Origin of the sequence: Streptomyces sp. NPDC085900 (assembly GCF_044540925.1) — a bacterium.
GTDB lineage: Bacteria > Actinomycetota > Actinomycetes > Streptomycetales > Streptomycetaceae > Streptomyces > Streptomyces gilvifuscus.
Window position 1 is genome coordinate 574,715 of sequence record NZ_JBITSP010000004.1, and the last position, 24,734, is coordinate 599,448.

Below are 24,734 nucleotides of genomic sequence, written 5' to 3' on the forward strand. Positions count from 1 at the left end.
GGGGCCGCCGAGCATCGACGGAGCCGCAGGCCGTCGACAGAGCCGCAGGGCGTGCGCCTTGCGCCGACCGCGCTCCGCCGCCCGCGTTCGGATATCCCTCTCGTCGGCGAGGCCGGCGGCCGGTCGCGGTCGGGATACTGGGACCGCCTTGTCCCGAGGAGCCGCCCATGTCCCCGCAGTCCTGGTTCCGGCGGGTCGCCGCGCGGCTGCGCACGGCCGATCCCTACGTCGTCGACACCGCTCTCGCGGCGCTCGTGCTGTTCGCCGTCTCCCTGCAGTGGCTCTTCCCCGACGAGGGCGACGACCGGCTGTCCTGGCAGGGCTGGCTGCTGGGTGCCGCGACGGCGGTGCCGCTGGTGTGGCGGCGCCGGGCGCCGTTCGCGACCGCGTGGGTCGTGTCCGCGGCCACGCCCGCGATGGCCGTCTACCACGCGCCGCCGCCGGACGTGGTGTGGGGCGGACTGGTGGTCCTCTACACGGTCGCCGCGCTCTCGCCGGCCTGGCAGCGGCGCCTGATGCTGGCGGGCTGGCTGGTCGGGGCCACGCTCACCATGCAGCACAAGGAGCACGCCCGGCCCTTCGAGTACGCCTTCCACCTGCTGACGATCCTGTGCGCGTACGGGCTGGGCACGATGGCCCGGGACCGGCGCGCCCACACGGAGGCGGTCGAGGACCGGGCCCGGCGCCTGGAGCGGGAGCGGGCCGCCGACACCGCGCGGGCGATCGCCGAGGAGCGGTCCCGGATCGCCCGGGACATGCACGACGTCCTGGCGCACGCGGTGAGCCTGATGGTGGTGCAGGCGGAGGCCGGGCCGGTCGTGCTGCGCGGCGATCCGCAGCGCGCGGAGGCGTCCTTCGACGCCATCGCGGCGGCCGGGCGGGACGCCATGGCGCAGCTGCGGCGGATCCTCGGAGTCCTCAAGGAGGAGCAGACGAACGGCACTTCACCGCAGCCCGCCGTGGCGGGTGTGCCCGCGCTCGTACGCCGGGTCACCGAGACCGCGGGCCTGCGCGTGGAGTTGCGTACCAGGGGCGAGCCGCGGCCGCTTCCGGCGGACACCGAGGTCGCCGCCTACCGGGTGACGCAGGAGGCGCTGACCAACACGGTGAAACACGCCTACGCTTCCCGTGCGACGGTCGAACTGGACTGGACGGAGGACGCGTTGACGCTCACGGTGACCGACGACGGACGAGGGCCGACGGCCCTGGACGGCGGGCAGGGGCTGATCGGCATCCGGGAGCGGGCCGCCGCTTGCGGGGGCAGCGCCGAGGCGGGGCGCGGTCCCGACGGCGGCTTCCGGGTGGTCGTACGGCTGCCCGCCGTGGACGAGCGGCGGGCGGAAGTCCGGCACCGGGGCCCGGCGTGAGCATCCGGGTGGTCGTCGCCGACGACCAGGAACTGGTCCGCAGCGGCTTCAGCATGATCCTGGAGGCCCAGGAGGACATCGAGGTGGTCGCCGAGGCCGGGGACGGCGCCGAGGCGGTGGCGGCGGTGCGGCGACACGGACCCGACGTGCTGCTCCTCGACATCCGCATGCCGGTCATGGACGGGCTGGAGGCGGCGCGCCGGGTGTGCGCGCAGTCCGGATGCAAGGTCGTCATGCTGACCACGTTCGACCTCGACGAGTACGTCTACGAGGCGCTGTACGCGGGGGCCAGCGGCTTCCTGCTCAAGGACGTCCGCCGCGACGACCTGGTGCACGCCGTGCGCGTGGTCGCGGCCGGTGACTCCCTCCTCGCGCCGGCGGTCACCCGGCGCCTGGTGGCGGACGTCGTGAGCCGCCGCCGTGCGGAGGCCGCCGCGTCGGTCACCCCGCAGCGCCTGGAGGTGCTGACCGCCCGCGAGGTCGAGACGCTGCGGCTGCTGGCCCGCGGCCTGTCCAACTCCGAGATCGCCACGGCGTTCTTCGTCAGCGAGCACACCGTCAAGACCCATGTCAGCAACGTGCTGGGCAAGTTGGGGCTCAGGGACCGGGTGCAGGCGGTCATCTGCGCCTACGAGACGGGTCTGGTGACACCGGGCAACCCCTGAACCCCGTCGCCGCCGTGGGGCGTTCGCCTACGGGGCCCGGTCGCCCAGCTCCTCGAAGAGGGTCAGCTGGAGGGCGCCCGGGGCCTTCAGCCGGGAGTTCAGGGAGTTCCAGGGGGTGCGGGTCGGCTCGGCGAGGACCTCGGCTCCGGCGGCGGACAGCCGCGTGGTGGCGGCGGCCGCGTCGTCGACCTGGAGGGCGACCCGGATGTGGCCGGCCACCCGGCGCCCCACCTCGACGTCGTCGATGAAGGCCGCGTGCCCGGGGTCGGTCAGCTCCAGCGTGGCCCGGCCCGCCTCCAGGATGGTGACCCTCCCGTCGGGGGACGAGAACGCGCCGCGCTCGGGAAGGCCGAGGACGTCGCGGTAGAAGCGCAGGGCCTCGTCGTAGTCGGGTGCCGTGACGACGAGACGGAGCTCGCGGACGGCGGGTTCCTCGGACATGCGGACTCCTTCGGGATCACGGGTGCCTTCCGCGTCAACCCCGGCGGACCTGCGGACGATTCCCGTCGCCTCCGTCCGGGGAGTGAGCCGGGGCCGCGTCTCCCCCGTGCGGGCGAGTCCTCGAAACCGCTCCCTCCGGCGATCCTGCGGCACCCCGCCCGGCAGCAGTCTGGGGGCGATGGCAACCGACGACCCGCCGGGAGGCACCGTGCTCTCCTCACTCGCCCGGGCGGCGACCCGCCGCCCGCTGACCGTCATCCTGTTGTGGGTGCTCTTCCTGCTGCTCGGCTTCGGGCTGGGTACGGGCGTCTTCGGGCGGCTGTCCGACAACGTGCCCGAGATCCCGGGCACCGAGTCGGAGCACGCCGCCCAGTACCTCGACCGCGCCGACCCGGCCGGTGAGTCGGTCACCGGGGTCGTGGCGGGAGCCGCCGTCACCGAACCCGGGCTGCGCTCTCAGGTCGAGCGGGCCGTCGCCGACGTTCGCGGCATCGACGGGATCGCCGCCGTGCCGGACCCGTACACGACCCGTGGGCTCACGGCCCGGGACGGGAGGGCGCTGCTCATCCCGGTCACCCTCGACGGCGGTCTCGGGGACGACGCCGAGAACAAGGCCGTGGACGCGGCCGTGGACCGCATCAAACAGATCGACGCGCCCCAAGTGCACATCAGCGGCGGCCCGTTGCTGGGCCGGCAGTTGGGCGAGCGGGCCCAGCACGACGTGCGCGACGCCGAGTTGATCTCGCTGCCGGTCGTACTCGCCCTGCTCCTGGTCGTGTTCGGCGGACTGCGCGCGGCCGCGCTGCCGCTGGTGATCGCGGTGAGCGGGATCGCCGGCGCCTTCCTGGCGCTCTTCGGCTTCAGCCGGGTCACCGACATCTCGGTGTACGCGATCCAGGTGACCACCATGCTGGGGCTCGGACTGGCCGTGGACTACGCCCTGTTGATGCTGGTCCGGTTCCGCGAGGAGCGCCGGCACACGCATGACCTCGACGAGGCCGTGCACCGTACGGTCGCGGCGGCCGGGCGGACGGTGCTGTTCTCCGGGCTCACGGTCGCCGTCAGCCTGACCGGGCTGCTGGTCTTCCCGAGCGTGTTCCTGCGCAGCATGGGCCTGGCGGTGGCAGCGGTCGTCGTCATCGACATGCTGGCCGCGCTCACCCTGCTGCCCGCCCTGCTCGCCAGGTTCGGCGGGAGGATCGCCCCGGCGAAGGTCCGGCCGGAGGGCGAGGAGGGCCGCTTCTTCGCCCGCGTCGCCCGTTTCGCGGCCCGCCGCCGTCTCGCCGTCCTGGCGGTGGTCGTACCGGCCCTGCTGGTGCTGGCCATGCCCGTCACAGGCATGCGGATCGAGATCGGCGACGCCGCACAGCTGCCCGCCACCACCGAGGCACGGCGGTTGTACGACACCGTGGACGCCCACTTCCCGGCGGGCACGGGGGTCTCGCCGGTGACGGTGGTGCTGAGGCCGGGCACCGACGCCGCCACCGCCGCCCGGATCCGCGCCCTGTCGCCCACCGCCCGCTCCCGCGAGCTGCCGGGCGGCGCCACGGTCGTACAACTCCAGCCGTCCGGGCAGGTGGACGGCGCGCAGGCCACCGCTCTGGTGGCGGCGGTCCGGGACCTCCGCGGAGGAGAGCCGGTGCAGGTCACCGGGCCGGCCGCGCGTCTGGTCGACTTCCGCGCCATGCTGGCCGATCGGGCGCCGTGGGCGGCGCTGACCGTCCTCGCGGGCATCTGCGTCCTGCTGTTCGCCTTCACGGGCTCGGTCCTGATCCCGCTGCGCACGATCCTGACGACGCTGCTGAGCCTGGGTGCGGCGCTGGGCGTGGTGGTGTGGGTGTTCCAGGACGGCCACCTGGCGGGCCTGCTGGGCGCCGAGGGCCTGGGCGCGCTGAGCCTGACGGCACCGCCGCTGATCGTCGCGATCGCCTTCGGACTCGCCATGGACTACGAGCTGTTCATCCTGGCCCGGATGCGCGAGGCGCGGCGCGGGACGGGCGACAACCGGGAGGCGGTGGTGACCGGGCTGCGTCGCTCGGGCCGCGTGGTCACCTGCGCCGCGCTGCTGCTGGCCGTCGTCTTCGGCGCGTTCATGACGGGCGGCTTCTCGCCCATCCTGCAGATCGGACTCGGCCTGACCCTGGCGGTCCTGATCGACGCGACGGTCGTACGGATGCTGCTGGTCCCGGCGACGATGGCGCTGCTGGGCCGGCGGGCGTGGTGGGCGCCGAGGCCGCTGCACCGGGCGCACGAGCGGTTCGGGTTCGGCGAGGAGGCCCCCGCCCCGGCGGCGGCCGTCGTGGGGACCGGATCCCGGACTCCGTGACGGCAGGTCCCGCCCCGGCCGCTCCTCATCGGAATCTCAGGGAGCGGCCCGCACATTCAAAGGATCAGCACATCTGCGCGGCGCAGGATGCACCCGGAAAAGGTGGATATCCCAGGAAGGCCTGACGTGGGCGTCTCGCACATATCGAACCGGTCGGAGCGGCAGTCGCACAGGTGGTCCCGGCGCGGGCTGCTCGGCGCGCTCGGCGTGGCGCCGGCCGCCGCGGTCCTGACCGCGTGCAGCGGCTCGGCGGGCGCGTCGGAGGGCACGGCGAAGGCGTCCGTGAAGTCGGCCCCGTCCGCCGCCGCGAAGAAGCCCGTCGTCTCGGTCACGCCCGCCGACGGCACCCGGAAGGCCGGCTTCTCCAGCCCCGTCGAGGTCACCGTGACCGACGGCACGCTGGCCTCGGTGAAGGTCACCGGCAACGACGGCTCCACACTGGCCGGTGCCCTCGACGACGCCAGGACGAAGTGGACGTCGGAGAGGAACCCGTACTCGGGTACGAAGTACACGGTCACGGCCACCCCGGTGGGCGCCTCCGCGCAGACGGCGAGCTTCACCACCAGATCGCCCGGCGAGACCTTCGTCGGATACTTCACGCCCGAGGCGGGCTCCACCTCGGGCGTCGGCATGCCCGTGTCGATCAACTTCACGCACGCCGTGAAGGACCGGGCCGCCGTCCAGAAGGCGATCACCGTCACCGCGGAGCCCGCGGTCGAGGTGGTCGGCCACTGGTTCAGCGACACCCGGCTCGACTTCCGCCCGGAGACCTACTGGGCGGCCGGTACGAAGATCACGCTCAGCCTGCGGCTGAAGGACGTGGAGGGCACGGACGGCGTCTACGGCGTCCAGCAGAAGGACGTCACCCTCCACATCGGCCGGGAGCAGATCAGCACGGTCGACCTGTCGAGCAAGGAGATGACGGTCCGGCGGGCCGGCGAGACGATCGCCACCTACCCGGTCTCCGGCGGCAACGCCCAGCACACCACCTGGTCCGGGATCATGGTCATCAGCGAGCGGTTCCGGCAGACCCGCATGGAGTCCTCGACGGTCGGGCTCGGCGACGAGTACGACATCTCCGATGTCCCGCACGCCCAGCGCCTGACCACCTCCGGCACCTTCGTGCACGGCAACTACTGGGCGTCGACCTCGGTGTTCGGCCACCAGAACACCAGCCACGGGTGCGTGGGCCTGCACGACGCCAAGGGCGCGAGCGATCCTTCCGTGGACGGTTACAAGTTCTACGAGTCCTCGATGCTCGGCGACGTCGTCATCGTGAAGAACTCCGGCGAGAGGACGGTCGATCCGGCCAACGGCCTCAACGGGTGGAACCTGTCGTGGGCGGAGTGGAAGGCCGGGAGTGCGGTTTAGCACGATTGGGTCGTTCAGAGTGTGAACTTCCGTGCCGCGAACGGACTTTCCTTGCTTTAACTCTTGACGACCCCGGTGGCGGGGAGCACATTGGGCCCACTTTGAGAGCGCTCTCAGTAGCGCTCCCAACGGTACCCGCAGCCCCTCACCCCGTACCCGGGAGGCACCCCCCAATGAGTGCAACCTCCGGCATGCCCAGACGGCGACGCGCGCTCGTCGCCGCCCTCAGCACGCTCGGCCTGGCGGCCGTACTGGCCACGGCCGCCACCCAGTCCGCCGACGCCTCCGCGCCCACGCCCCCGTCCGGCTGGACGCAGGTGTTCGCCGACGACTTCAACGGCTCGGCCGGCACCGGCGTCAACACCTCCAACTGGCTCTACGACACCGGGACTTCGTACCCCGGCGGCGCCGCCAACTGGGGCACCGGCGAAGTCGAGTCGATGACCAACAGCACCAACAACGTCGCACTCGACGGCAGCGGCAACCTGAAGATCACGCCGCTGCGTGACGGGGCCGGCAACTGGACGTCGGGCCGCATCGAGACCAACCGCACCGACTTCCAGCCCCCCGCCGGCGGCAAGCTGCGCGTGGAGGCGCGCATCCAGATGCCCAACGTCACCGGCAACGCGGCCGCCGGCTACTGGCCCGCGTTCTGGATGCTGGGCGCCCCCTACCGGGGCAACTACCAGAACTGGCCGAGCGTCGGCGAGCTCGACATCATGGAGAACGTCAACGGCATCAACAAGACGTGGGCCACCATGCACTGCGGGACGGCCTCGGGCGGCCCCTGCAACGAGACGACGGGCCTGGGCAACTCGACCGCCTGCCCCAACTCCACCTGTCAGTCCGGCTTCCACACCTACACCATGGAGTGGGACCGCTCGGCCAGCCCGGAGGCGATCCGCTTCTACGTCGACGGCGTCAACTACCAGACGGTGACGGCGAATCAGGTGGACGCCACCACCTGGACCAACGCCACCAACCACGGCTTCTTCATCATCCTGAACGTGGCGATGGGCGGCGGCTTCCCCGCGGCGTTCGGCGGCGGGCCGACCAGCGCGACCGAGTCCGGCCACCCGATGCTGGTGGACTACGTCCAGGTGCTGTCCTCCGGTGGGAGCGGTACCACTCCCCCGCCGTCCGGCAACCGGGACGCCTACAGCGCCATCCAGGCGGAGTCCTACGACAGCCAGTCGGGAGTCACCACCGAGGCCACCTCGGACACCGGCGGCGGCCAGGACGTCGGCTACATCGCGAACGGCGACTGGGCCCTCTACAAGGGCGTCAACTTCGGTTCCACGGCGGCCAAGCAGTTCTACGCCCGGGTGGCCAGCGGCGCCGCGTCCGGGGTCAGCGGGCTGGTCCAGGTACGCCTGGACAGCGCCACCAGCACCCCCATCGGCAGCTTCGCCGTCGGCAACACGGGCGGCTGGCAGTCCTGGACGACGATCCCGGCCAACATCAGCTCGGTCACGGGCACGCACGACGTGTATCTGACCTTCAGCAGCGGCCAGCCCGCGGACTTCGTGAACGTGAACTGGTTCGACTTCGGGCACTGACACGGCCCGGTACCGGCGAGGGGCTTCACGCGCGGCGTGAAGCCCCTCCGTCATGCCGTCACCGCAGCTCCGCCCGGAACGCCGCCGGTGTCAGCTCCGTGTGCTGCTGGAAGAACTTGGAGAAGTTCGCCGCGTCGGGGAAGCCGATCGCCGCGCCCACGCGGCCGATCGGCATGTCCGTGTGGGCGAGGAGGCGTTTGGCCTCCAGGATCACGCGTTTGTCGATGAAGCCCTTCGGGGTCTCGCCGGTGGCGGCGCGGACCGCGCGGACCAGGGTGCGGCGGGAGTAGCCGAGGGAGTCGGCGTAGGCGCTGACGCTGTGGTTGGTGGCGAAGCCCTTCTCCACGGCGTCACGGAAACGGGTGAAGGTGGTGTCCGACTGGAGCCGGGCCGCCTCGGCGGAGCTGGCCGCCAGATGGGCGAGGCGGAGCAGGAACGCCGTGAGGGAGTGGCGCAGTACGGCGGTGTGCAGGCTCGGCGGCAGGCTCTCGGTGTCCTCGTACTCGCGGGCGAGTTGGCCGAGGGCCGAGCGGAGGCCGGCCAGCTGGGGCGCGTCGGGGCTGAGCAGCGGCGGGAGGTCGTAGCGGTAGAGGCCGGTGGCCTCCACGGTGGCGCGCGGGAGGAAGCCGGGCTGCATGGTGAGCACGGTTCCGCGGTACTCGCTCGTGCGGGAGAAGCGGTGCACCTGGCCGGGGCGGATCCACAGCAGGTCGCCGGCGTTCGCCTCGTACTCGGCGAAGTCGATCATGTGGCGGACGGGGCCGGCGTCGAAGAGCATCACGGCATGGAAGTCGATGCGGTGGACACGATGCAGAGGGGCATCCGCGTGCCAGGTGCGGTCGGTTCCCATCGGACCCACCTGCATCCCGACGCCCCGCACGCTCAGCTCGACCGGGAAGGGGAACGTTCTGATCCCGTCCACATCGCCGTCACCGTCTCCGCCTTGGATGCTTCTGTCCGCCATGTCCCTCTACCGCCGCCCAGCTGCTGCTTCCGGTGTCCCACTTTCACCACAGGCTGGCACACGACGACCTTCCGTCGTAAAAGTCAGACTTTTAAGTTTGAACACGTCAGGCCAGCATTCCCACTCTGATCGAGGATTTCTTGAAGATGAGTACGCAGACACCGGACAGCTTCGAATGGACCGATCTCGACCGTCGAGCCGTCGACACCGCCCGTCTGCTCGCGGCCGACGCCGTACAGAAGGTCGGCAACGGCCACCCGGGCACCGCCATGAGCCTCGCCCCGGCGGCGTACACGATCTTTCAGAAGTTGATGCGTCACGATCCGGCCGACCCGGAGTGGACCGGCCGTGACCGGTTCGTCCTCTCCCCCGGACACACCTCGCTGACCCTGTACACACAGCTCTTCCTCGCCGGGTACGAGGTCGAGCTGGACGATCTGAAGGCCTTCCGCACGCACGGCTCGCGGACTCCCGGCCACCCGGAGTACGGGCACACCGCCGGTGTCGAGACCACCACCGGCCCGCTCGGCCAGGGCGCCGCCAACGCCGTCGGCATGGCGATGGCCGCCCGCTACGAGCGCGGCCTGTTCGACCCCGAGGCCCCCGAGGGCACCTCCCCCTTCGACCACACCGTCTGGGCGATCGTCTCCGACGGAGACCTGGAGGAGGGCGTCTCCGCCGAGGCCTCCTCGATGGCCGGCCACCAGAAGCTCGGCAACCTGGTCTTCCTCTACGACGACAACCACATCTCCATCGAGGGCGACACCGCCACCGCGTTCTCCGAGGACGTGCTGAAGCGGTACGAGGCCTACGGCTGGCACACCCAGCGCGTCGAGCCCACGGAGGACGGCGACGTCGACGTGCCCGCGCTGTACGCGGCCCTGAAGGCGGCGCAGGCCGAGACCGGGCGCCCCTCGATCGTCGCGATGCGCACGATCATCGCCTGGCCCGCCCCGAACGCGCGGAACACCGAGGCCTCCCACGGCTCGGCGCTGGGCGCGGAGGAGGTCGCCGCCACCAAGCGCGTCCTCGGCTTCGACCCGGAGCAGTCCTTCCAGGTGGACGCCGACGTCCTCGCCCACGCCCGGCAGGCCCTCGACCGGGGTGCCGAGGCGCACGCGGCCTGGGACAAGCAGATCGACAAGTGGCGCGGCGCCAACCCCGAGCGGGCCGAGCTGTTCGACCGGATCGTGGCCGGCCGGCTCCCCGAGGGCTGGGAGGACGCGCTGCCGGTGTTCGAGGAGGGCAAGGCCGTCGCGACGCGGGCCGCCTCCGGCAAGGTGCTGCAGGCCCTGGGCGCCGTCCTGCCCGAGCTGTGGGGCGGCTCCGCCGACCTGGCCGGCTCGAACAACACCACCATCGACAAGACGTCGTCGTTCCTGCCTGAGGGCAACCCGCTGCCGGAGGCCGACCCCTACGGCCGTACCGTCCACTTCGGCATCCGCGAGTTCTCGATGGCCGCGGAGATGAACGGCATCGCCCTGCACGGCAACACCCGTGTCTACGGCGGCACCTTCCTGGTGTTCTCCGACTACATGCGCAACGCGGTGCGGATGTCGGCGCTGATGCAGCTGCCCGTCACCTACGTGTGGACGCACGACTCCATCGGGCTCGGCGAGGACGGCCCCACCCACCAGCCGGTCGAGCACCTCGCCTCCCTGCGGGCCATCCCCGGCCTGAACGTCGTCCGCCCGGCGGACGCCAACGAGACGGCGATCGCCTGGGCCGAGATCCTCAGGCGGCACGCCACCGACCCCGCCCCGCACGGTCTCGCGCTCACCCGCCAGGGAGTGCCGACGTACGCGCCCGACCCCGATGCGGCGAAGGGCGGTTACGTCCTGAAGGAGTCCTCGACGCAGATCCCGGACGTCGTCCTGATCGCCACCGGCTCCGAGGTGCAGCTCGCCGTCGCGGCGCGGGAGCTGCTGGAGGCCGAGGGGATCGGCGCGCGGGTGGTGTCGATGCCGTCCGTGGAGTGGTTCGAGGAGCAGCCGCGCGAGTACCGCGAGCGGGTCCTTCCGCCGTCGGTGAAGGCGCGTGTCGCGGTCGAGGCCGGGATCGGCCTGACGTGGTACCGCTTCACCGGTGACGCCGGACGCATCGTCTCCCTCGAGCACTTCGGCGCGTCCGCCGACGCCAAGATCCTGTTCGCCGAGTACGGCTTCACCCCCGAGAACGTCGCCGCTGCGGCCCGGGAATCCCTGGCCGCCGCCCGCGGTTGATCCGAGCGCAAGAAAGAAGATGATCACAGTGACCGAAGTGACCGCGACCGCGGGAGCACTCAAGCGCCTGAGCGACGAAGGCGTCTCCATCTGGCTGGACGACCTCTCCCGCCGCCGGATCGAGTCCGGCAACCTCGCCGAACTCGTCGCGAACAGCAACGTGGTGGGCGTGACCACCAACCCGTCCATCTTCCAGGCCGCCATCGGCTCGGGGGAGGGCTACGAGGAGCAACTCGCCGATCTGGCGGTGCGGGACGTCACGGTCGAGGAGGCCGTGCGCATGATGACCACCGCCGACGTCCGCGCCGCCGCCGACGTCCTGCGGCCCGTGTACGACGCCACCGACGGCCGGGACGGCCGGGTCTCCATCGAGGTCGACCCGCGCCTCGCCCACGACACGAAGGCCACCGTCGCCGAGGCCAGGCAGCTCGCCTGGCTGGTGGACCGCCCCAACGTCATGATCAAGATTCCGGCGACGAAGGCCGGCCTCCCGGCGATCACGGAGGTCATCGGCCTCGGCATCAGCGTCAACGTCACGCTGATCTTCTCCCTGGAGCGCTACCGCGAGGTCATGGACGCCTACCTCGCCGGCCTGGAGAAGGCGCGGGCCAAGGGCCTCGACCTCGCCACCATCCACTCCGTGGCCTCCTTCTTCGTCTCCCGCGTCGACTCCGAGGTCGACAAGCGCCTGTCGGCCCTCAGCTCCCCCGAGGCCGCCACCCTCAAGGGCCGGGCCGCCCTCGCCAACGCGCGGCTCGCCTACCAGGCCTACGAGGAGGTCTTCAGCGGTGAGCGCTGGACCACCCTCGCCGGGGCGCGGGCCAACAAGCAGCGCCCGCTGTGGGCGTCGACCGGCGTGAAGGACCCGGCCTACAAGGACACCCTGTACGTCGACGAGCTGGTCGCGCCCGGCACCGTCAACACGATGCCGGAAGCCACGCTCAACGCCACCGCCGACCACGGCGAGATCACCGGCGACACGGTGACCGGCGGCTACGAGCAGGCCCACGCCGACCTGGCCGCCGTGGAGGCGCTCGGGATCTCCTACGACGAGGTCGTGCAGCAGCTCGAGGACGAGGGCGTCGCCAAGTTCGAGGTGGCCTGGCAGGAGCTGCTGGACGCCGTGAAGAAGTCTCTGAACAGCAAGGGGGCCGAGTCGGAATGACCGAGATTCCCGCCATCGACTGGCAGAACCCGCTGCGCGACCCGCGCGACCGGCGGCTGCCCCGCATCGCCGGCCCGTCCGGGCTCGTCATCTTCGGCGTGACCGGTGACCTGTCCCGCAAGAAGCTGATGCCGGCCGTCTACGACCTGGCCAACCGCGGTCTGCTGCCGCCGGGCTTCTCCCTCGTCGGGTTCGCCCGCCGGGACTGGGAGGACCAGGACTTCGCGCAGGTCGTGCACGACGCGGTCCGCGAGCACGCGCGCACCGAGTTCCGCGAGGAGGTCTGGCAGCAGCTCGCCGAGGGCATGCGGTTCATCCCCGGCGACTTCGACGACGACACGGCGTTCGAGCAGCTGCGCAGCACCGTCGACGACCTCGACAAGGCCCGCGGCACGAGCGGCAACTACGCCTTCTACCTCTCCGTGCCGCCGAAGTTCTTCCCCAAGGTCGTCGAGCAGCTGAAGGAGCACGGCCTCGCGGACGCGCCCGAGGGCTCCTGGCGGCGCGCGGTCATCGAGAAGCCCTTCGGCCGCGACCTGGCGACCGCTCGGGAGCTGAACGCGCTCGTGCACGACGTGTTCGAGCCGGACCAGGTCTTCCGCATCGACCACTACCTCGGCAAGGAGACCGTCCAGAACATCCTGGCGCTGCGCTTCGCCAATGAGATGTACGAGCCGATCTGGAACCGGTCGTACGTCGACCACGTGCAGATCACGATGGCCGAGGACATCGGCATCGGCGGCCGCGCCGGCTACTACGACGGCATCGGCGCCGCCCGTGACGTCATCCAGAACCACCTGCTGCAGCTCATGGCGCTGACCGCCATGGAGGAGCCGGCCGCGTTCGACGCGGAGTCGCTGCTGGCGGAGAAGCTGAAGGTGCTCAAGGCCGTGAAGCTGCCGGAAGACCTGGGCCGGCACACGGTGCGCGGGCAGTACGCGACGGGCTGGCAGGGCGGCGAGAAGGTGCGCGGCTACCTCGAAGAGGACGGCATCGACCCGGCCTCGACGACGGACACGTACGCCGCCATCAAGCTCAACGTGGACAACCGGCGGTGGGCGGGTGTGCCGTTCTACCTGCGGGCCGGCAAGCGGCTCGGCCGCCGCGTCACCGAGATCGCGGTCGTCTTCCAGCGGGCGCCGCACTCGCCCTTCGACTCCACGGCAACGGAGGAGCTGGGCGAGAACGCGATCGTCATCCGCGTCCAGCCCGACGAGGGCATGACGGTCCGCTTCGGCTCCAAGGTGCCGGGCACCTCCATGGAGATCCGGGACGTGTCGATGGACTTCGCATACGGCGAGTCCTTCACCGAGTCCAGCCCTGAGGCGTACGAGCGGCTCATCCTGGACGTGCTGCTCGGCGACGCCAACCTTTTCCCCCGTCACCAGGAAGTGGAAGAGTCCTGGAAGATCCTCGACCCGATCGAGGAGTACTGGGCGAAGAACGGCAAGCCGGCGCAGTACGCCTCGGGGACCTGGGGACCCGGGGAAGCCGACGAGATGCTCGCACGAGACGGACGGAGCTGGCGCAGGCCATGAAGATCGACCTGACCGACACCACGGCAAGCAAGATCAACAAGGCGCTGGTGCAGGGGCGCCGCGCCATCGGCACTCCTGCCGTGGGCATGGTCCTGACGATGGTGATCGTCACGGACGAGGAGAACGCCTACGACGCGATCAAGGCGGCCGAGGAGGCCTCGCACGAGCATCCCTCGCGCACCCTGGTCGTCATCAGGCGGCAGGCCCGCACCCCGCGCGACCGCATCGCCTCCAAGCTGGACGCGGAGGTGCGGGTGGGCTCCGACGCGGGCACCGGCGAGACGGTGGTGCTGCGCACCTACGGCGAGGTGTCCGACCACGCCGACTCGGTCGTGCTGCCGCTGCTGCTGCCGGACGCGCCGGTCGTCGTGTGGTGGCCGGTGGACGCGCCGGAGAACCCCTCCAAGGACCCGCTGGGCGCGCTCGCGCAGCGCAGGATCACCGACCTGTACGCGGTGGAGAACCCGCTCCAGGCGCTGGAGACCCGCAGGCGTTCCTACGCGCCCGGCGACACCGACCTCGCCTGGACCCGGCTGACGCCATGGCGTTCGATGCTGGCCGCCGCCCTGGACCAGGCCCGCGCCCAGGTCATCTCGGGCGCGGTGGAGGCCGAGGCGGAGAACCCGGCGGCCGAGCTGCTGGCGCGCTGGCTGGAGGCACGGCTGAACGTGAAGATCGACCGCGTGGTCACCGCGGGACCGGTCGTCACCGCGGTCCGCCTGGGCACGATCGACGGCGAGATCGTCATCGACCGCCCGGAGGGCCCGCTGGCCACCCTGTCCCTGCCGGGCCAGCCGTCCCGCACCCTCGCGCTGAAGGTGCGCACCACCTCCGAACTCATCGCCGAGGAGCTGCGCCGCCTCGACGCCGACGAGATGTACGCCGTGGCCCTCAGGGGCGAGGCCGCCAAGGAGACCGTCTGATGTCCGACAACCCCAAGCTCTCCCGGCGCCCCGAGTGGACCGCGCTGGAGGACCACCGCGCCCAGGGGCAGCCGCAGTTGCGTGATCTGTTCGCGACCGACCCCGGGCGCGCGGAGCGGTACGTGGTGCGCGTGGGCGACCTGCGTATCGACTACTCCAAGCACCTCGTCACCGACGAGACGCTCGCGCTGCTGCAGGAACTGGCCACCGCCACCGACGTGTTCGGGCTGCGGGACGCCATGTTCCGCGGTGAGCGGATCAACGTCACCGAGGACCGCGCCGTCCTGCACACCGCGCTGCGCGCCCCGCGGGACGCGGTGATCGAGGTCGACGGCGAGAACGTGGTGCCGAAGGTGCACGAAGTCCTCGACAAGATGAGCGACTTCGCCGGCCGGGTCCGCTCCGGCGAGTGGACCGGCCACACCGGCAAGCGCATCAGGAACGTCGTGAACATCGGCATCGGCGGCTCGGACCTCGGTCCGGCGATGGCCTACGAGGCCCTGCGGGCTTTCACGGCACGGGAGTTGACGTTCCGCTTCGTGTCGAACGTCGACGGGGCCGACCTGCACGAGGCGGTCCGCGACCTGGATCCGGCGGAGACGCTGTTCATCGTCGCGTCCAAGACGTTCACCACGATCGAGACGATCACCAACGCGACCTCCGCCCGCTCCTGGCTGCTGGCCGGGCTGGGGGGCGACGACAAGGCGGTCGCCCGGCACTTCGTGGCGCTGTCGACGAACGCCGAGAAGGTCACGGACTTCGGCATCGACCCGGACAACATGTTCGAGTTCTGGGACTGGGTCGGCGGCCGCTACTCCTTCGACTCCGCCATCGGCCTGTCCCTGATGATCGCCATCGGCCCCGAGCGCTTCCGCGAGATGCTGGACGGCTTCCGCATCGTCGACGAGCACTTCCGCACCGCGCCCGCCGAGGCCAACGCCCCGCTGCTGCTGGGCCTGCTGGGCATCTGGTACGGCAACTTCTTCGACGCCCAGTCGCACGCCGTGCTGCCCTACAGCCACTACCTCTCCAAGTTCACGGCGTACCTGCAGCAGCTGGACATGGAGTCCAACGGCAAGTCGGTGCAGCGCGACGGACACCCGGTGGGCTGGCAGACCGGCCCGGTGGTGTGGGGCACGCCCGGCACCAACGGCCAGCACGCCTACTACCAGTTGATCCACCAGGGCACCAAGGTCATCCCGGCGGACCTGATCGGCTTCGCCCGCCCGGTCGGCGAACTGAGCGACGAACTCAAGGCCCAGCACGACCTGTTGATGGCCAACCTGTTCGCGCAGGGCCAGGCGCTGGCCTTCGGCAAGACCGCGGAGGAGGTCCGTGCGGAGGGGGTGCCCGAGGAGCAGGTCGCGCACCGCACCTTCAAGGGCAACCACCCCACCACCACCATCCTGGCCCGCGACCTGACGCCCTCCGTCCTCGGCCAGCTGATCGCCCTCTACGAGCACAAGGTGTTCGTGCAGGGCGCCGTCTGGAACATCGACTCCTTCGACCAGTGGGGCGTAGAGCTCGGCAAGGTGCTCGCCAAGCGCGTCGAGCCCGCCCTGACCGAGGGCGCGGACGTCCCCGGCCTCGACCCCTCCACCACCGCACTCGTGGCCGCCTACCGCGACCTCAAGGAAGGCAACTGAACATGACAGCGATGCAGCTGGGCCTCATCGGTCTCGGCAAGATGGGCGGCAACATGCGCGAGCGGCTCCGCCGCGCCGGCCACACCGTCATCGGCTACGACCGCAATCCCGACCTCTCCGACGCGGCGAGCCTCGCCGACCTGGTCGACAAGCTCGAAGCCCCGCGCGTGGTCTGGGTGATGGTGCCGGCCGGCGGCCCCACCCAGTCCGTCGTGGACGAGCTGGGCGACCTCCTGTCCCCCGGCGACACCGTCGTGGACGGCGGCAACTCCCGCTGGAGCGACGACGAGAAGCACGCCGAAGAACTCGGCGCCAAGGGCATCGGCTTCGTCGACGCGGGCGTCTCCGGGGGCGTGTGGGGGCTGCAGAACGGCTACGCGCTCATGGTCGGCGGCGAGAAGGAGCACGTCGAGCGGCTCCAGCCGATCTTCGAGGCGCTCAAGCCGGAGGGCCCGTACGGCTATGTCCACGCGGGCAAGGTCGGTGCCGGGCACTTCTCCAAGATGGTCCACAACGGCATCGAGTACGCCATGATGCAGGCCTACGCCGAGGGCTGGGAGCTGCTGGAGAAGGTCGACTCCGTGGACAACGTCCGCGAGGTCTTCCGCTCCTGGCAGGAGGGCACGGTCATCCGCTCCTGGCTGCTGGACCTCGCGGTCAACGCCCTCGACGAGGACCCGCACCTGGACAGGCTGAAGGGCTTCGCGGAGGACTCCGGCGAGGGCAGGTGGACGGTCGAGGCGGCCATCGACAACGCGGTGCCGCTGCCCGCGATCACGGCCTCCCTCTTCGCGCGGTTCTCCTCCCGCCAGGACGACTCGCCGCAGATGAAGATGATCGCCGCGCTGCGCAACCAGTTCGGCGGCCACGCCGTCGAGTCGAAGAAGTAGCGCGCCGTGGGTGACCTACTCCTGGTCCGGCACGGCGAGACCGAGTGGAGCGCCTCGGGACAGCACACCAGCTTCACGGACCTGCCCCTCACCCACCGCGGTGAGGAGCAGGCCAAGTCCCTCGCTCCGCTCCTCGCCCGGCGGACGTACGCACTCGCCCTCACCAGCCCGCTGGCCCGCGCCGTGCGGACCGCCGAGCTGGCGGGCCTGACCGGAACGGCCGTCGAGCCGAACCTGCACGAGTGGAACTACGGCGCCTACGAGGGCATCACCACCGTGGAGATCCACCGCACCCGTCCGCACTGGGACCTGTGGCTGCACGGCGTCCCGCCGGGCGGCGAGGGCCGGCCGGGCGAGTCGCCGGCCGAGGTCGGCGAGCGGGCCGACCGGGTGCTGGCCCGCGTCGACGCCGCCCTGCAGAACAGCACGGGCGACGTGATCCTGGTCGCCCACGGACACTTCCTGCGCGTGCTGACGGCACGCCGGCTGGGGCTGTCCCCGGCGGAGGGCAGGCTGTTCCAGCTGGCGACGGGCACGGTCGGCCGGCTGTCCACCGAGCACGGTCACCCGGTCATCGCCGAGTGGAACACCCGGCCGTAGGCCCGCGACCGGCCCGGGCCACGCCAACGGCCTCGCTCAACACCCCTGGTGGAGCGAGGCCGTTGGCGTAGTGGCCGGACCCGGGACTGACTAGAGTTCCCGGTTTGTGGAGATCAACGAGCTGACGGAGGCCGAGCGGCGGGTGTGGCGGGCGTTCGCCACGGGGACGGCCGTCGACTTCCGCGCGGGGGACGACGAGGACGCGGCGGAGGGCGCCCAGTGGGGGCCCGAACGGACCGTACGGGCAAGCGTGTTGCGCGCCCTGCTGCTCAACGGGCCGCAGGAGCCGGGGGAGATAGCGGCGCTCAAGCTGGCCGGGGCCCGGATCACCGGCGTGCTCGACCTGCGTTACGGCGCGACCGACTTCGCCGTCCGGCTGAGCCACTGCCACTTCCACGAGGTTCCGGAGCTGTACGGCGCCCGGTTCCGCCAGCTCAACCTGAGCCACTCGGCGCTGCCCGGCCTGATCGCGGCCACCCTGCGCGTGGAGGGCGTGCTGCGGCTGACCGACTGCCGGATCACCGGGCCCGTGCGGCTGGGCGGGGCCCACATCTCCGGTGCGCTGTTCCTGGAACGGGCGCGGCTGTCGGCGCCGGACGACCCGGAGCCGGTGCTGCGACTGCACCACGCCGAGATCGGGGACGACCTGTGGGCTCCCGGCATGCGGGCCGACGGCCAGGTGCAGCTCGACGGGGCGGCCGTCGCCGGCACGGTGAACCTTGAGGGGGCGCACTTCCACAACCCGGGGGCCACGGCCATCAGTGCCCTGCGCCTGGAAACGGGATCCGACCTCAGGATGAGATTCCTGCGCACCCATGGCCGGGTCGACCTTCGCGGCTCCCGCATCCCGGCCCGTTTCGACCTGACCCGCGCGCAGCTGTCGAACCCCGACGGCACGGCCTTGCGCCTGAGCAGTTGCACCGTCGGAGAGCTCTGGCTGCTGAAGGGCGTCATCGCGGGCATTCTCAATCTGCGCCGCGCGCACCTCGACGTCCTGTATCTGGACCCCGAGATGCTCCCGGCCAAGGTCTTCCTCAGCGACCTCACCTACACCACCCTCACCCCGCACGAGCCCGCCGAGCGTCGCCTGCCGATGCTGGAGCGCGACCCCCGGTACGAGCCCCACGCCTACGAGCAGCTGACCGCCGCCTACCGCCGCATCGGCGACGACTACGCCGCCCGCCTGGTCCAGCTCGCCAAACAGCGCCGCCTGCGCACCACCCGCGCGTGGTACGGCCGCGCGTGGGGTTACGTCCAGGACGCCACCGTCGGCTACGGCTTCCGCCCGCTGCGGGCGGCCGTCTGGCTGCTGTCGCTGCTCGCGATCGGCTCGATCGCCTACGCCGTGCACCATCCCCGGCCCCTGAAGGCGTCGGAGGCCCCGCACTTCAACCCCGTCTTCTACACCCTCGACCTGCTCCTGCCGGTGATCTCCTTCGGCCAGGAGGACGCCTTCGCCCCGGCCGGCTGGTACCAGTACCTCGCCTACGGCCTGATCATCACCGGCTGGATCCTGGCCACGACCGTCGTCACCGGCGTGACCAGGAACGTCAGCCGCCAGTGAGCCGGCGCACCGCGTGCTGGGCGGCCAGACGGACGGGGGCGTTGGCCGCGCCGTAGCCGCGGTAGCCGCCGTCGCGCTGGACCAGTTCGAAGAAGACGCGGCCCACGGTCCGGGTGTAGCAGTGCCGGAACTCCCCGTGGGCGTCACGGTCGTAGAGGATGCCCAGTTCGCGATACGTCTCCAGCTCGCCGTCGGCGAACTCGAACCGGGCGGCCAGGTCGTCGTAGTAGTTCGCCGGCATCGGCAGCAGCGGGCCGCCCGCCGCCCGGAAGCGACGGGCCGCCGCCACCACGTCCGGGGTCGCCAGGGCGATGTGCTGGGCGTGGACGGTGTCGTCGGCCGGTGCCGCGCCGACCGACAGGGCGATGCGGACGCCGCCGTCGTCGCCCGTCACCGCGCGGCTGCGCAGCAGTCCGTAGGGGTCGGCGACGTCCACGCTCTCCTGGGCGGACAGGCCGAGGACGCTTCGGTGGAAGAGGGTGGCCTCGTCGAAGTGGTGCCAGGGCTGGACGAGGGCGAGATGGTCGATGCGGGTCACCCCGGTGCCCTCGGCGCGCTGTCCGGTGTCCTCGAAGTCGGCCCGCCAGTCGGGGAGTCCGGGGCGGCCGGTGGCGCAGAAGAAGAGCTCCGTGCCGTCCGGGGCCGCCACGGCGTCCAGCGGGGCGTCCCGCTCGGCCCGCCTGCGCGGCAGCACCGGTGCGAGCAGCGCCTCGGCCCGGCGGGCGGCGCCGGCCGGGTCCGGGGACTCCAGTCCGATCGCGGCGAGACCGGTGCCGTCGCCGCGCCGTACGGCCGTGCCGGTGTTGACGAGGATGCGGGCCTCGCCCTGCTGCCACAGGTCGACCGGCTTGCCGTGGTGCCGGGCGGCGCGGGTGAAGCCCAGGGCGCCGAGCACGTCGGCGACGGGCTCGGCGTCGGGCGTGACGAGTTCGGCGAAGGCGACGCCGGTCGGGACGACCGGGGCGGGCAGGTCGGTCAGGCCCACCTGCTCCTGCAGGGCGAGCAGGGAGCGGTGGGCGTCCACGGCGGTGGGGCCGGCCTCGGCCTGGCGGAAGACGTCGTTGAAGACCTCCAGTGAGAGCGGGCCGTCGTATCCCGTGCGCAGCACGTGCCGCACGAGGCCGGCGACGTCGAAGCCGCCCTGGCCGGGGAAGCAGCGGTAGTGGCGGCTCCACTGCAGGACGTCCATCGCGAGCAGCGGCGCGTCCGCGAGCTGGAGGAAGAAGATCTTCTCGCCGGGGATGTCCTCGATGCCCTTGGGGTCCGAGCCGCGCGAGAGGATGTGGAAGCTGTCCAGGCAGGTTCCCAGCGCGGGGTGGCCGGCCGTCTCGACGACGTGCCAGGCGTGGTCGTAGGTGCTGACGTGCCGGCCCCAGGCGAGCGCTTCATAGGCGACGCGGACGCCGAAGTCCTGTGCGAGGTCGGCGAGTCGGCTCAGGTGCTCGGCGGCGAGCGCGTCGTCGTCGACGGCGAGCGGGTGCACGCTGGAGCAGACGAGGACCGTGTCCGCGCCGAGGCGCCGCATCAGCTCGAACTTGTGCCGGGCGCGGCGCAGGTTCTGCGCGAACTCCTCCTCCGGTACGGCCTCGATGTCCCGCATGGGCTGGTAGAGGTCGACGGTGAGGCCGAGGTCGGCGCACCGGGCGCGGATCTCCTCGGGGGTGAGCGGGCTCGCGAGCAGGTCGTTCTCGAAGATCTCCACGCCGTCGAAGCCGGCCCGGGAGGCCGCGGTCAGCTTCTCGGTGAGGGAGCCGCTGAGGGAGACGGTGGCGATGGACGTACGCACCTTCTGGTACCTCGCTTCGGTCGGCACTGATGCCTCTATTCAGTTCGCGGCGGTGACGGCGCCCGCGAGTTCGCCGATGTCCCGCAGCATGCGTGCCGTGTCGGGCTCGCGGCCGGTGAAGAGGCGGAAGGCGTCCGCGGCCTGGAAGGCGGCCATGCCGGCGCCGTCCAGCGTGGCGCAGCCCGACGCGCGCGCGGTGCGCAGCAGTTCGGTCTCCAGCGGGCGGTAGACGACCTCGGCCACCCAGAGTCCGGGGCGCAGGAGTCCGGCGGCGAAGGGCAGGCCGGGGTGGGCGGCCATGCCGGTCGGCGTGGCGTGCACGACGCCGTCGGCCCGGTCGAGGAGGTCCGCCAGCCGGTCCGGGGCCGCGGCGGTGGCGCGCCCGGCGCCGAAGTGGCGGTTCAGGGCGGCGGCGAGGTCCGCCGCCCGGTCGGCCAGCGCGTCCACGACGGTGACCTGCCCGGCGCCGAGGGTGAGCGTGGCGTGGGCGACGGCGGCACCCGCCCCGCCGGCGCCGAGCTGCACGACCCGCTCCAGCGGTACGTCGGGCAGCCCGCGGGCGAAGGACGCGGCGAAGCCGGTGACGTCGGTGTTGTGGCCGGTCGCGCGGCCGTCCTCGAAGACGATCGTGTTGACCGCGCCGAGCGCCTCGGCCTGCGGGGCGAGGGCATCGAGGTGGTCGATGACCAGTTGCTTGCACGGGTGGGTGATGTTCAGGCCGTCGTAGCCGAGGTCGCGGGCAGCCCGCACCAGGTCGCCGACCGCCTCCGGGCGCACGCCGAGGGTGTCGATGTCGATGAGCCGGTACAGGTAGCGCAGGCCCTGCCGGTCCGCTTCCCGCTCGTGCAGCGCCGGGCTGAGCGAGGGGCCGATGCCGGCGCCGATCAGTCCGACGAGATACGAGTCCTTGGTCACGCGGTCCTCCTGAGCCAGGCGCTAATGTACGAACCAGTACGTTAGCTATATCAGGCGGGCGGCTTCCCCGGAAGGCCCCGCAGGGCGGCACCCGGCGCTCCTTCTAGAATCTGCGGCACCGGCCGCACTCCCGAAGGAACCCGATGACCCGCGTCGACGAACCGGCACGACCGAACGGGCGGATCCGCGACGCCGCCCGCACCCAGGCCGAGATCCTCGACGTGGCCACCCAGGAGTTCGCGCGGGCCGGCTACGACGGCGCCCGGGTCGACGAGATCGCCGCCCGCACCCGCACCACCAAGCGGATGATCTACTACTACTTCGGCGGCAAGGAGCAGCTCTTCACGGCCGTCCTGGAGCGGGCGTACGGCGTGATCCGCGAGGCCGAGCAGCAGCTCGACGTCGACCACCTGGACCCGGTCGCGGCGATCCGGCGCCTGGCGGAGCTGACCTTCGACCACCACGAGCAGCACCCGGACTTCATCCGCCTGGTCAGCATCGAGAACATCCACGGCGCCGAGCACATCGCCGCCTCCGAGAAGCTCGGCAGGATCGGCTCCCCCGCCCTCGACGTGATCCGCCGCATCCTGGCCGCCGGGCAGGAGTCGGGCCTGTTCACGGCCGACGTCGACGCGGTCGACCTGCACGCGATGATCAGCTCGTTCTGCTTCTTCCGGGTCGCCAACCGGGCGACCTTCGGCGCCCTGTTCGACCGCGACCTGGTGGACCCGGGCCGGCGCGAGCACTACCGCACCATGCTGGGCGACATGGTGATCGCCTACCTGACGGCGGAGCGGACCGCCGGCTGAGGTCGCACGACGGCACCCCTTGACACCCGGGAAACGTGGCTGCAACATCCCTGGACAACCGCTACTAACTATCCAGTGCGTTAATTAGCCGGGTAGCACCCGGCGCGGCCGCCCCGCCACCCCAGGGCTGCGGCACCTTCCCTCTCCGCTCACTCCACCTACGCTGGAGTTCCCCCGAAGGAGCAACGCCGTGTCGTCCGTCCCCGCCGAAGCCGTCGGGCAGCCGAAGAAGGCGGCCGCCGCCGCCTGGATCGGCAGCGCCCTGGAGTACTACGACTTCTTCATCTACGGCAGCGCGGCCGCGCTGATCTTCCCGAAGGTGTTCTTCGACGAGTCCGACCCCGCCACCGCGACCCTGCTGTCGCTGGCCACGTTCGGTGTCGCCTACGCCGCCCGCCCGGTCGGCGCGCTCTTCCTCGGCCACTTCGGCGACAAGCTCGGCCGCAAGAAGATCATGGTCTTCACGCTGATCCTGATGGGCCTGTCGACGTTCCTGATCGGCTGTCTGCCCACCCGCGCCCAGGTCGGCACCCTCGCGCCGGTCCTGCTCGTGCTGTGCCGGGTGCTGCAGGGCATCTCCGCCGCCGGCGAGCAGGCCAGCGCCAACTCCATGACCCTGGAGCACGCGCCGGGGCATCGGCGCGGCTTCTTCACCAGCTTCACGCTCAGCGGCACCCAGGGCGGCCAGCTCATCGCCACCCTGGTCTTCATCCCCGTGGCGGCCCTGCCCGAGGACCAGTTGCTGTCGTGGGGCTGGCGGGTCCCGTTCTGGGCGAGCGTCGGCGTCGCGGCCGTCGGCTACGTCATCCGCCGCAAGCTGGAGGAGACGCCGGTGTTCACGCAGCAGGCGGCCTCCTCCGAGGGGGTCGTGAAGCTGCCGCTGGTGGTGCTCCTGCGCGAGCACTGGGCGGATGTGCTGCGGGTGATCGCGGGCGCGCTGGTCGCCTCGGTCTCCACGATCTTCACGGTCTGGGCGCTCGCCTACGCCACCAGCGACTCCGTCGGCATGTCCCGCTCCTCGATGCTGTGGGTGGGGGCGCTCGCGAACCTCGTCGCGCTGGCGGCGATCCCGCTGTGGGCGACGCTGTCGGACCGCATCGGCCGCCGGCCGGTGTACCTGATCGGCGCGGCGGGCAGCGCGGTGGCGATGTTCGGGTACCTCTGGGCGATCTCCACCGGTGACTACCCGCTGACCCTGGTGCTGGGCATCGTCGCCTTCGGTGTCGTCTACAGCGCCGCGAACGGTGTGTGGCCGTCCTTCTACGGCGAGATGTTCTCCACCCGGGTCCGCCTGTCCGGGATGGCGATCGGCACCCAGATCGGCTTCGCCGTGGCCGGCTTCGCGGTCACCTTCGCCGCCGAGATCGCGGGTCCCGACGGCAGCGACTGGTCCTCGGTCGCCCTGTTCACCGCGGCCCTGTGCGTCCCGCCGGTGATCGCCGCCCTCTCGGCCCGCGAGACGGCCGAGGTCCCGACCGAACGACTCGGCGAGCGCCAGGTCGGCGAGCCGGCCCGGGAGACGGTGACGGCCTGACCCGCACGCCGCCGACACCCCGGACTCCGCACGGCACCGGCCGCCGGAGTCCGGGGTGTCGGCGTCAGGTCACCGCCCCGGCTCCCGTACGGCATCGGCTTCCCCCGGCCGCGGGTGCCGCGGCTCGTACACGGCGATCTCGCCGCCGCCCGGCAGCCGGAAGGCCGTCACCCGGCCCCAGCGGACGTCCTGCACGGGGCGCGTGAACTCCACTTCCGCCCGGGTGAGTTCGGCGACGGTCGCGTCCAGGTCGTCGCACATCAGCATCAGTTCGTGCGAGGGCTCGCCCTCGGTCGGATGGCAGGCGACCTCGGTGGGCGGCGCCTCGAAGATCAGCCAGCCGTGCCCGGCGTCGACGTACGCCCAGCCGAGGACGTCCCGGAGGAAGAGGCGGTCCGCCTCGGCGTCGCGGGAATGGATCACCATGTGTGCGCCATTGATCACGTGAC

General features: G+C 71.6%; 20 protein-coding genes. 15 read left to right on the forward strand and 5 right to left on the reverse strand.

What is annotated here, in order from left to right:
- Positions 1–167 precede the first annotated feature (167 nt).
- Together ACIGDI_RS16700 and ACIGDI_RS16705 are read left to right on the forward strand one after the other, a co-directional pair.
- Positions 168–1,367 (forward strand): sensor histidine kinase, encoded by a 1,200-nt coding sequence (locus ACIGDI_RS16700; RefSeq protein ID WP_399896620.1) that lies wholly within the window; start codon positions 168–170, stop codon positions 1,365–1,367.
- Positions 1,364–2,032 carry a response regulator transcription factor gene (locus tag ACIGDI_RS16705; protein WP_200701186.1) on the forward strand — a complete coding sequence of 223 codons (669 nt, stop codon included), beginning with the start codon at positions 1,364–1,366 and terminating at the stop codon, positions 2,030–2,032. Before ACIGDI_RS16700 ends, ACIGDI_RS16705 begins: the two co-directional genes overlap by 4 nt.
- Before the next feature lie 27 nt (positions 2,033–2,059).
- Here ACIGDI_RS16705 and ACIGDI_RS16710 read toward each other — a convergent pair whose 3' ends face one another.
- Positions 2,060–2,473, reverse strand: a complete 414-nt coding sequence (locus ACIGDI_RS16710; RefSeq protein ID WP_399896624.1) for a VOC family protein — start codon at positions 2,471–2,473, stop codon at positions 2,060–2,062.
- A 208-nt stretch (positions 2,474–2,681) separates the two neighbouring features.
- Between ACIGDI_RS16710 and ACIGDI_RS16715 the strand changes: the two genes are divergently transcribed.
- From ACIGDI_RS16715 to ACIGDI_RS16725, 3 genes are all read left to right on the forward strand, one after another.
- A complete protein-coding gene (locus ACIGDI_RS16715) occupies positions 2,682–4,799 on the forward strand; it encodes an MMPL family transporter (RefSeq protein WP_399897653.1) in 2,118 nt (705 codons plus the stop codon).
- Between the two features lie 126 nt (positions 4,800–4,925).
- Positions 4,926–6,170: an Ig-like domain-containing protein gene (locus tag ACIGDI_RS16720; protein WP_399896627.1), complete on the forward strand. Its 1,245-nt coding sequence runs from the start codon at positions 4,926–4,928 to the stop codon at positions 6,168–6,170.
- A 173-nt stretch (positions 6,171–6,343) separates the two neighbouring features.
- The gene (locus tag ACIGDI_RS16725) at positions 6,344–7,729 is read left to right on the forward strand and encodes a glycoside hydrolase family 16 protein (protein ID WP_399896630.1); all 1,386 of its coding nucleotides are present in this window, start codon (positions 6,344–6,346) and stop codon (positions 7,727–7,729) included.
- Positions 7,730–7,787: 58 nt separating this feature from the next.
- Here the strand turns inward: ACIGDI_RS16725 and ACIGDI_RS16730 are convergent, their stop codons facing one another.
- Positions 7,788–8,693 carry a helix-turn-helix domain-containing protein gene (locus tag ACIGDI_RS16730; RefSeq protein WP_399896633.1) on the reverse strand — a complete coding sequence of 302 codons (906 nt, stop codon included), beginning with the start codon at positions 8,691–8,693 and terminating at the stop codon, positions 7,788–7,790.
- Between the two features lie 146 nt (positions 8,694–8,839).
- On the opposite strand from ACIGDI_RS16730, the gene tkt reads away from it, so the two are divergent.
- From tkt to ACIGDI_RS16770, 8 genes are all read left to right on the forward strand, one after another.
- Entirely contained in the window at positions 8,840–10,915 is a 2,076-nt protein-coding gene (gene tkt / locus ACIGDI_RS16735; RefSeq protein WP_399896636.1) for a transketolase, read from the forward strand.
- 19 nt (positions 10,916–10,934) lie between these two features.
- Positions 10,935–12,080 carry a transaldolase gene (gene tal, locus ACIGDI_RS16740; protein ID WP_399896639.1) on the forward strand — a complete coding sequence of 382 codons (1,146 nt, stop codon included), beginning with the start codon at positions 10,935–10,937 and terminating at the stop codon, positions 12,078–12,080.
- Positions 12,077–13,618 (forward strand): glucose-6-phosphate dehydrogenase, encoded by a 1,542-nt coding sequence (gene zwf / locus ACIGDI_RS16745; protein ID WP_399896642.1) that lies wholly within the window; start codon positions 12,077–12,079, stop codon positions 13,616–13,618. Before tal ends, zwf begins: the two co-directional genes overlap by 4 nt.
- Complete coding sequence (gene opcA / locus ACIGDI_RS16750; RefSeq protein WP_399896645.1) at positions 13,615–14,541, forward strand: glucose-6-phosphate dehydrogenase assembly protein OpcA; 927 nt, start codon at positions 13,615–13,617, stop codon at positions 14,539–14,541. The genes zwf and opcA overlap by 4 nt, the downstream gene beginning before the upstream one ends.
- The gene (gene pgi, locus ACIGDI_RS16755) at positions 14,541–16,187 is read left to right on the forward strand and encodes a glucose-6-phosphate isomerase (protein ID WP_399896648.1); all 1,647 of its coding nucleotides are present in this window, start codon (positions 14,541–14,543) and stop codon (positions 16,185–16,187) included. The genes opcA and pgi overlap by 1 nt, the downstream gene beginning before the upstream one ends.
- Positions 16,188–16,198: 11 nt before the next feature.
- Positions 16,199–17,077 carry a phosphogluconate dehydrogenase (NAD(+)-dependent, decarboxylating) gene (gnd, locus tag ACIGDI_RS16760; RefSeq protein ID WP_399897656.1) on the forward strand — a complete coding sequence of 293 codons (879 nt, stop codon included), beginning with the start codon at positions 16,199–16,201 and terminating at the stop codon, positions 17,075–17,077.
- 6 nt (positions 17,078–17,083) lie between these two features.
- Positions 17,084–17,677 carry a histidine phosphatase family protein gene (locus ACIGDI_RS16765; RefSeq protein WP_399896651.1) on the forward strand — a complete coding sequence of 198 codons (594 nt, stop codon included), beginning with the start codon at positions 17,084–17,086 and terminating at the stop codon, positions 17,675–17,677.
- A 106-nt stretch (positions 17,678–17,783) separates the two neighbouring features.
- Positions 17,784–19,241: a membrane-associated oxidoreductase gene (locus ACIGDI_RS16770; protein WP_399896654.1), complete on the forward strand. Its 1,458-nt coding sequence runs from the start codon at positions 17,784–17,786 to the stop codon at positions 19,239–19,241.
- On the opposite strand, the gene ACIGDI_RS16775 is transcribed toward ACIGDI_RS16770, so the two are convergent.
- Together ACIGDI_RS16775 and ACIGDI_RS16780 are read right to left on the reverse strand one after the other, a co-directional pair.
- Entirely contained in the window at positions 19,228–21,027 is a 1,800-nt protein-coding gene (locus tag ACIGDI_RS16775) for a bifunctional sugar phosphate isomerase/epimerase/4-hydroxyphenylpyruvate dioxygenase family protein (protein ID WP_399896657.1), read from the reverse strand. The genes ACIGDI_RS16770 and ACIGDI_RS16775 overlap by 14 nt on opposite strands.
- Before the next feature lie 39 nt (positions 21,028–21,066).
- A complete protein-coding gene (locus tag ACIGDI_RS16780; RefSeq protein ID WP_399896660.1) occupies positions 21,067–21,942 on the reverse strand; it encodes a shikimate dehydrogenase in 876 nt (291 codons plus the stop codon).
- Between the two features lie 143 nt (positions 21,943–22,085).
- Here ACIGDI_RS16780 and ACIGDI_RS16785 point away from each other — a divergent pair, with 143 nt between their 5' ends.
- Both ACIGDI_RS16785 and ACIGDI_RS16790 read left to right on the forward strand, forming a co-directional pair.
- Positions 22,086–22,751, forward strand: coding sequence for a TetR/AcrR family transcriptional regulator (locus ACIGDI_RS16785; RefSeq protein ID WP_399896663.1), 666 nt, complete (start codon positions 22,086–22,088; stop codon positions 22,749–22,751).
- 190 nt (positions 22,752–22,941) lie between these two features.
- Positions 22,942–24,285, forward strand: coding sequence for an MFS transporter (locus ACIGDI_RS16790; RefSeq protein ID WP_399896666.1), 1,344 nt, complete (start codon positions 22,942–22,944; stop codon positions 24,283–24,285).
- A gap of 69 nt (positions 24,286–24,354) precedes the next feature.
- Here the strand turns inward: ACIGDI_RS16790 and ACIGDI_RS16795 are convergent, their stop codons facing one another.
- Positions 24,355–24,729 carry a VOC family protein gene (locus ACIGDI_RS16795; protein ID WP_399896669.1) on the reverse strand — a complete coding sequence of 125 codons (375 nt, stop codon included), beginning with the start codon at positions 24,727–24,729 and terminating at the stop codon, positions 24,355–24,357.
- Positions 24,730–24,734 lie beyond the last annotated feature (5 nt).

Excerpts from the sequence above, each read along its gene's own strand:
- ACIGDI_RS16725 (WP_399896630.1), top strand. The coding sequence starts at position 6,344 with ATGAGTGCAACCTCCGGCATGCCCAGACGGCGACGCGCGCTCGTCGCC.
- opcA (WP_399896645.1), top strand. The coding sequence starts at position 13,615 with ATGAAGATCGACCTGACCGACACCACGGCAAGCAAGATCAACAAGGCG.
- zwf (WP_399896642.1), top strand. The coding sequence starts at position 12,077 with ATGACCGAGATTCCCGCCATCGACTGGCAGAACCCGCTGCGCGACCCG.
- ACIGDI_RS16710 (WP_399896624.1), bottom strand. The coding sequence starts at position 2,473 with ATGTCCGAGGAACCCGCCGTCCGCGAGCTCCGTCTCGTCGTCACGGCA.
- pgi (WP_399896648.1), top strand. The coding sequence starts at position 14,541 with ATGTCCGACAACCCCAAGCTCTCCCGGCGCCCCGAGTGGACCGCGCTG.
- tkt (WP_399896636.1), top strand. The coding sequence starts at position 8,840 with ATGAGTACGCAGACACCGGACAGCTTCGAATGGACCGATCTCGACCGT.
- gnd (WP_399897656.1), top strand. The coding sequence starts at position 16,199 with ATGCAGCTGGGCCTCATCGGTCTCGGCAAGATGGGCGGCAACATGCGC.
- tal (WP_399896639.1), top strand. The coding sequence starts at position 10,935 with ATGATCACAGTGACCGAAGTGACCGCGACCGCGGGAGCACTCAAGCGC.
- ACIGDI_RS16785 (WP_399896663.1), top strand. The coding sequence starts at position 22,086 with ATGACCCGCGTCGACGAACCGGCACGACCGAACGGGCGGATCCGCGAC.
- ACIGDI_RS16700 (WP_399896620.1), top strand. The coding sequence starts at position 168 with ATGTCCCCGCAGTCCTGGTTCCGGCGGGTCGCCGCGCGGCTGCGCACG.
- ACIGDI_RS16730 (WP_399896633.1), bottom strand. The coding sequence starts at position 8,693 with ATGGCGGACAGAAGCATCCAAGGCGGAGACGGTGACGGCGATGTGGAC.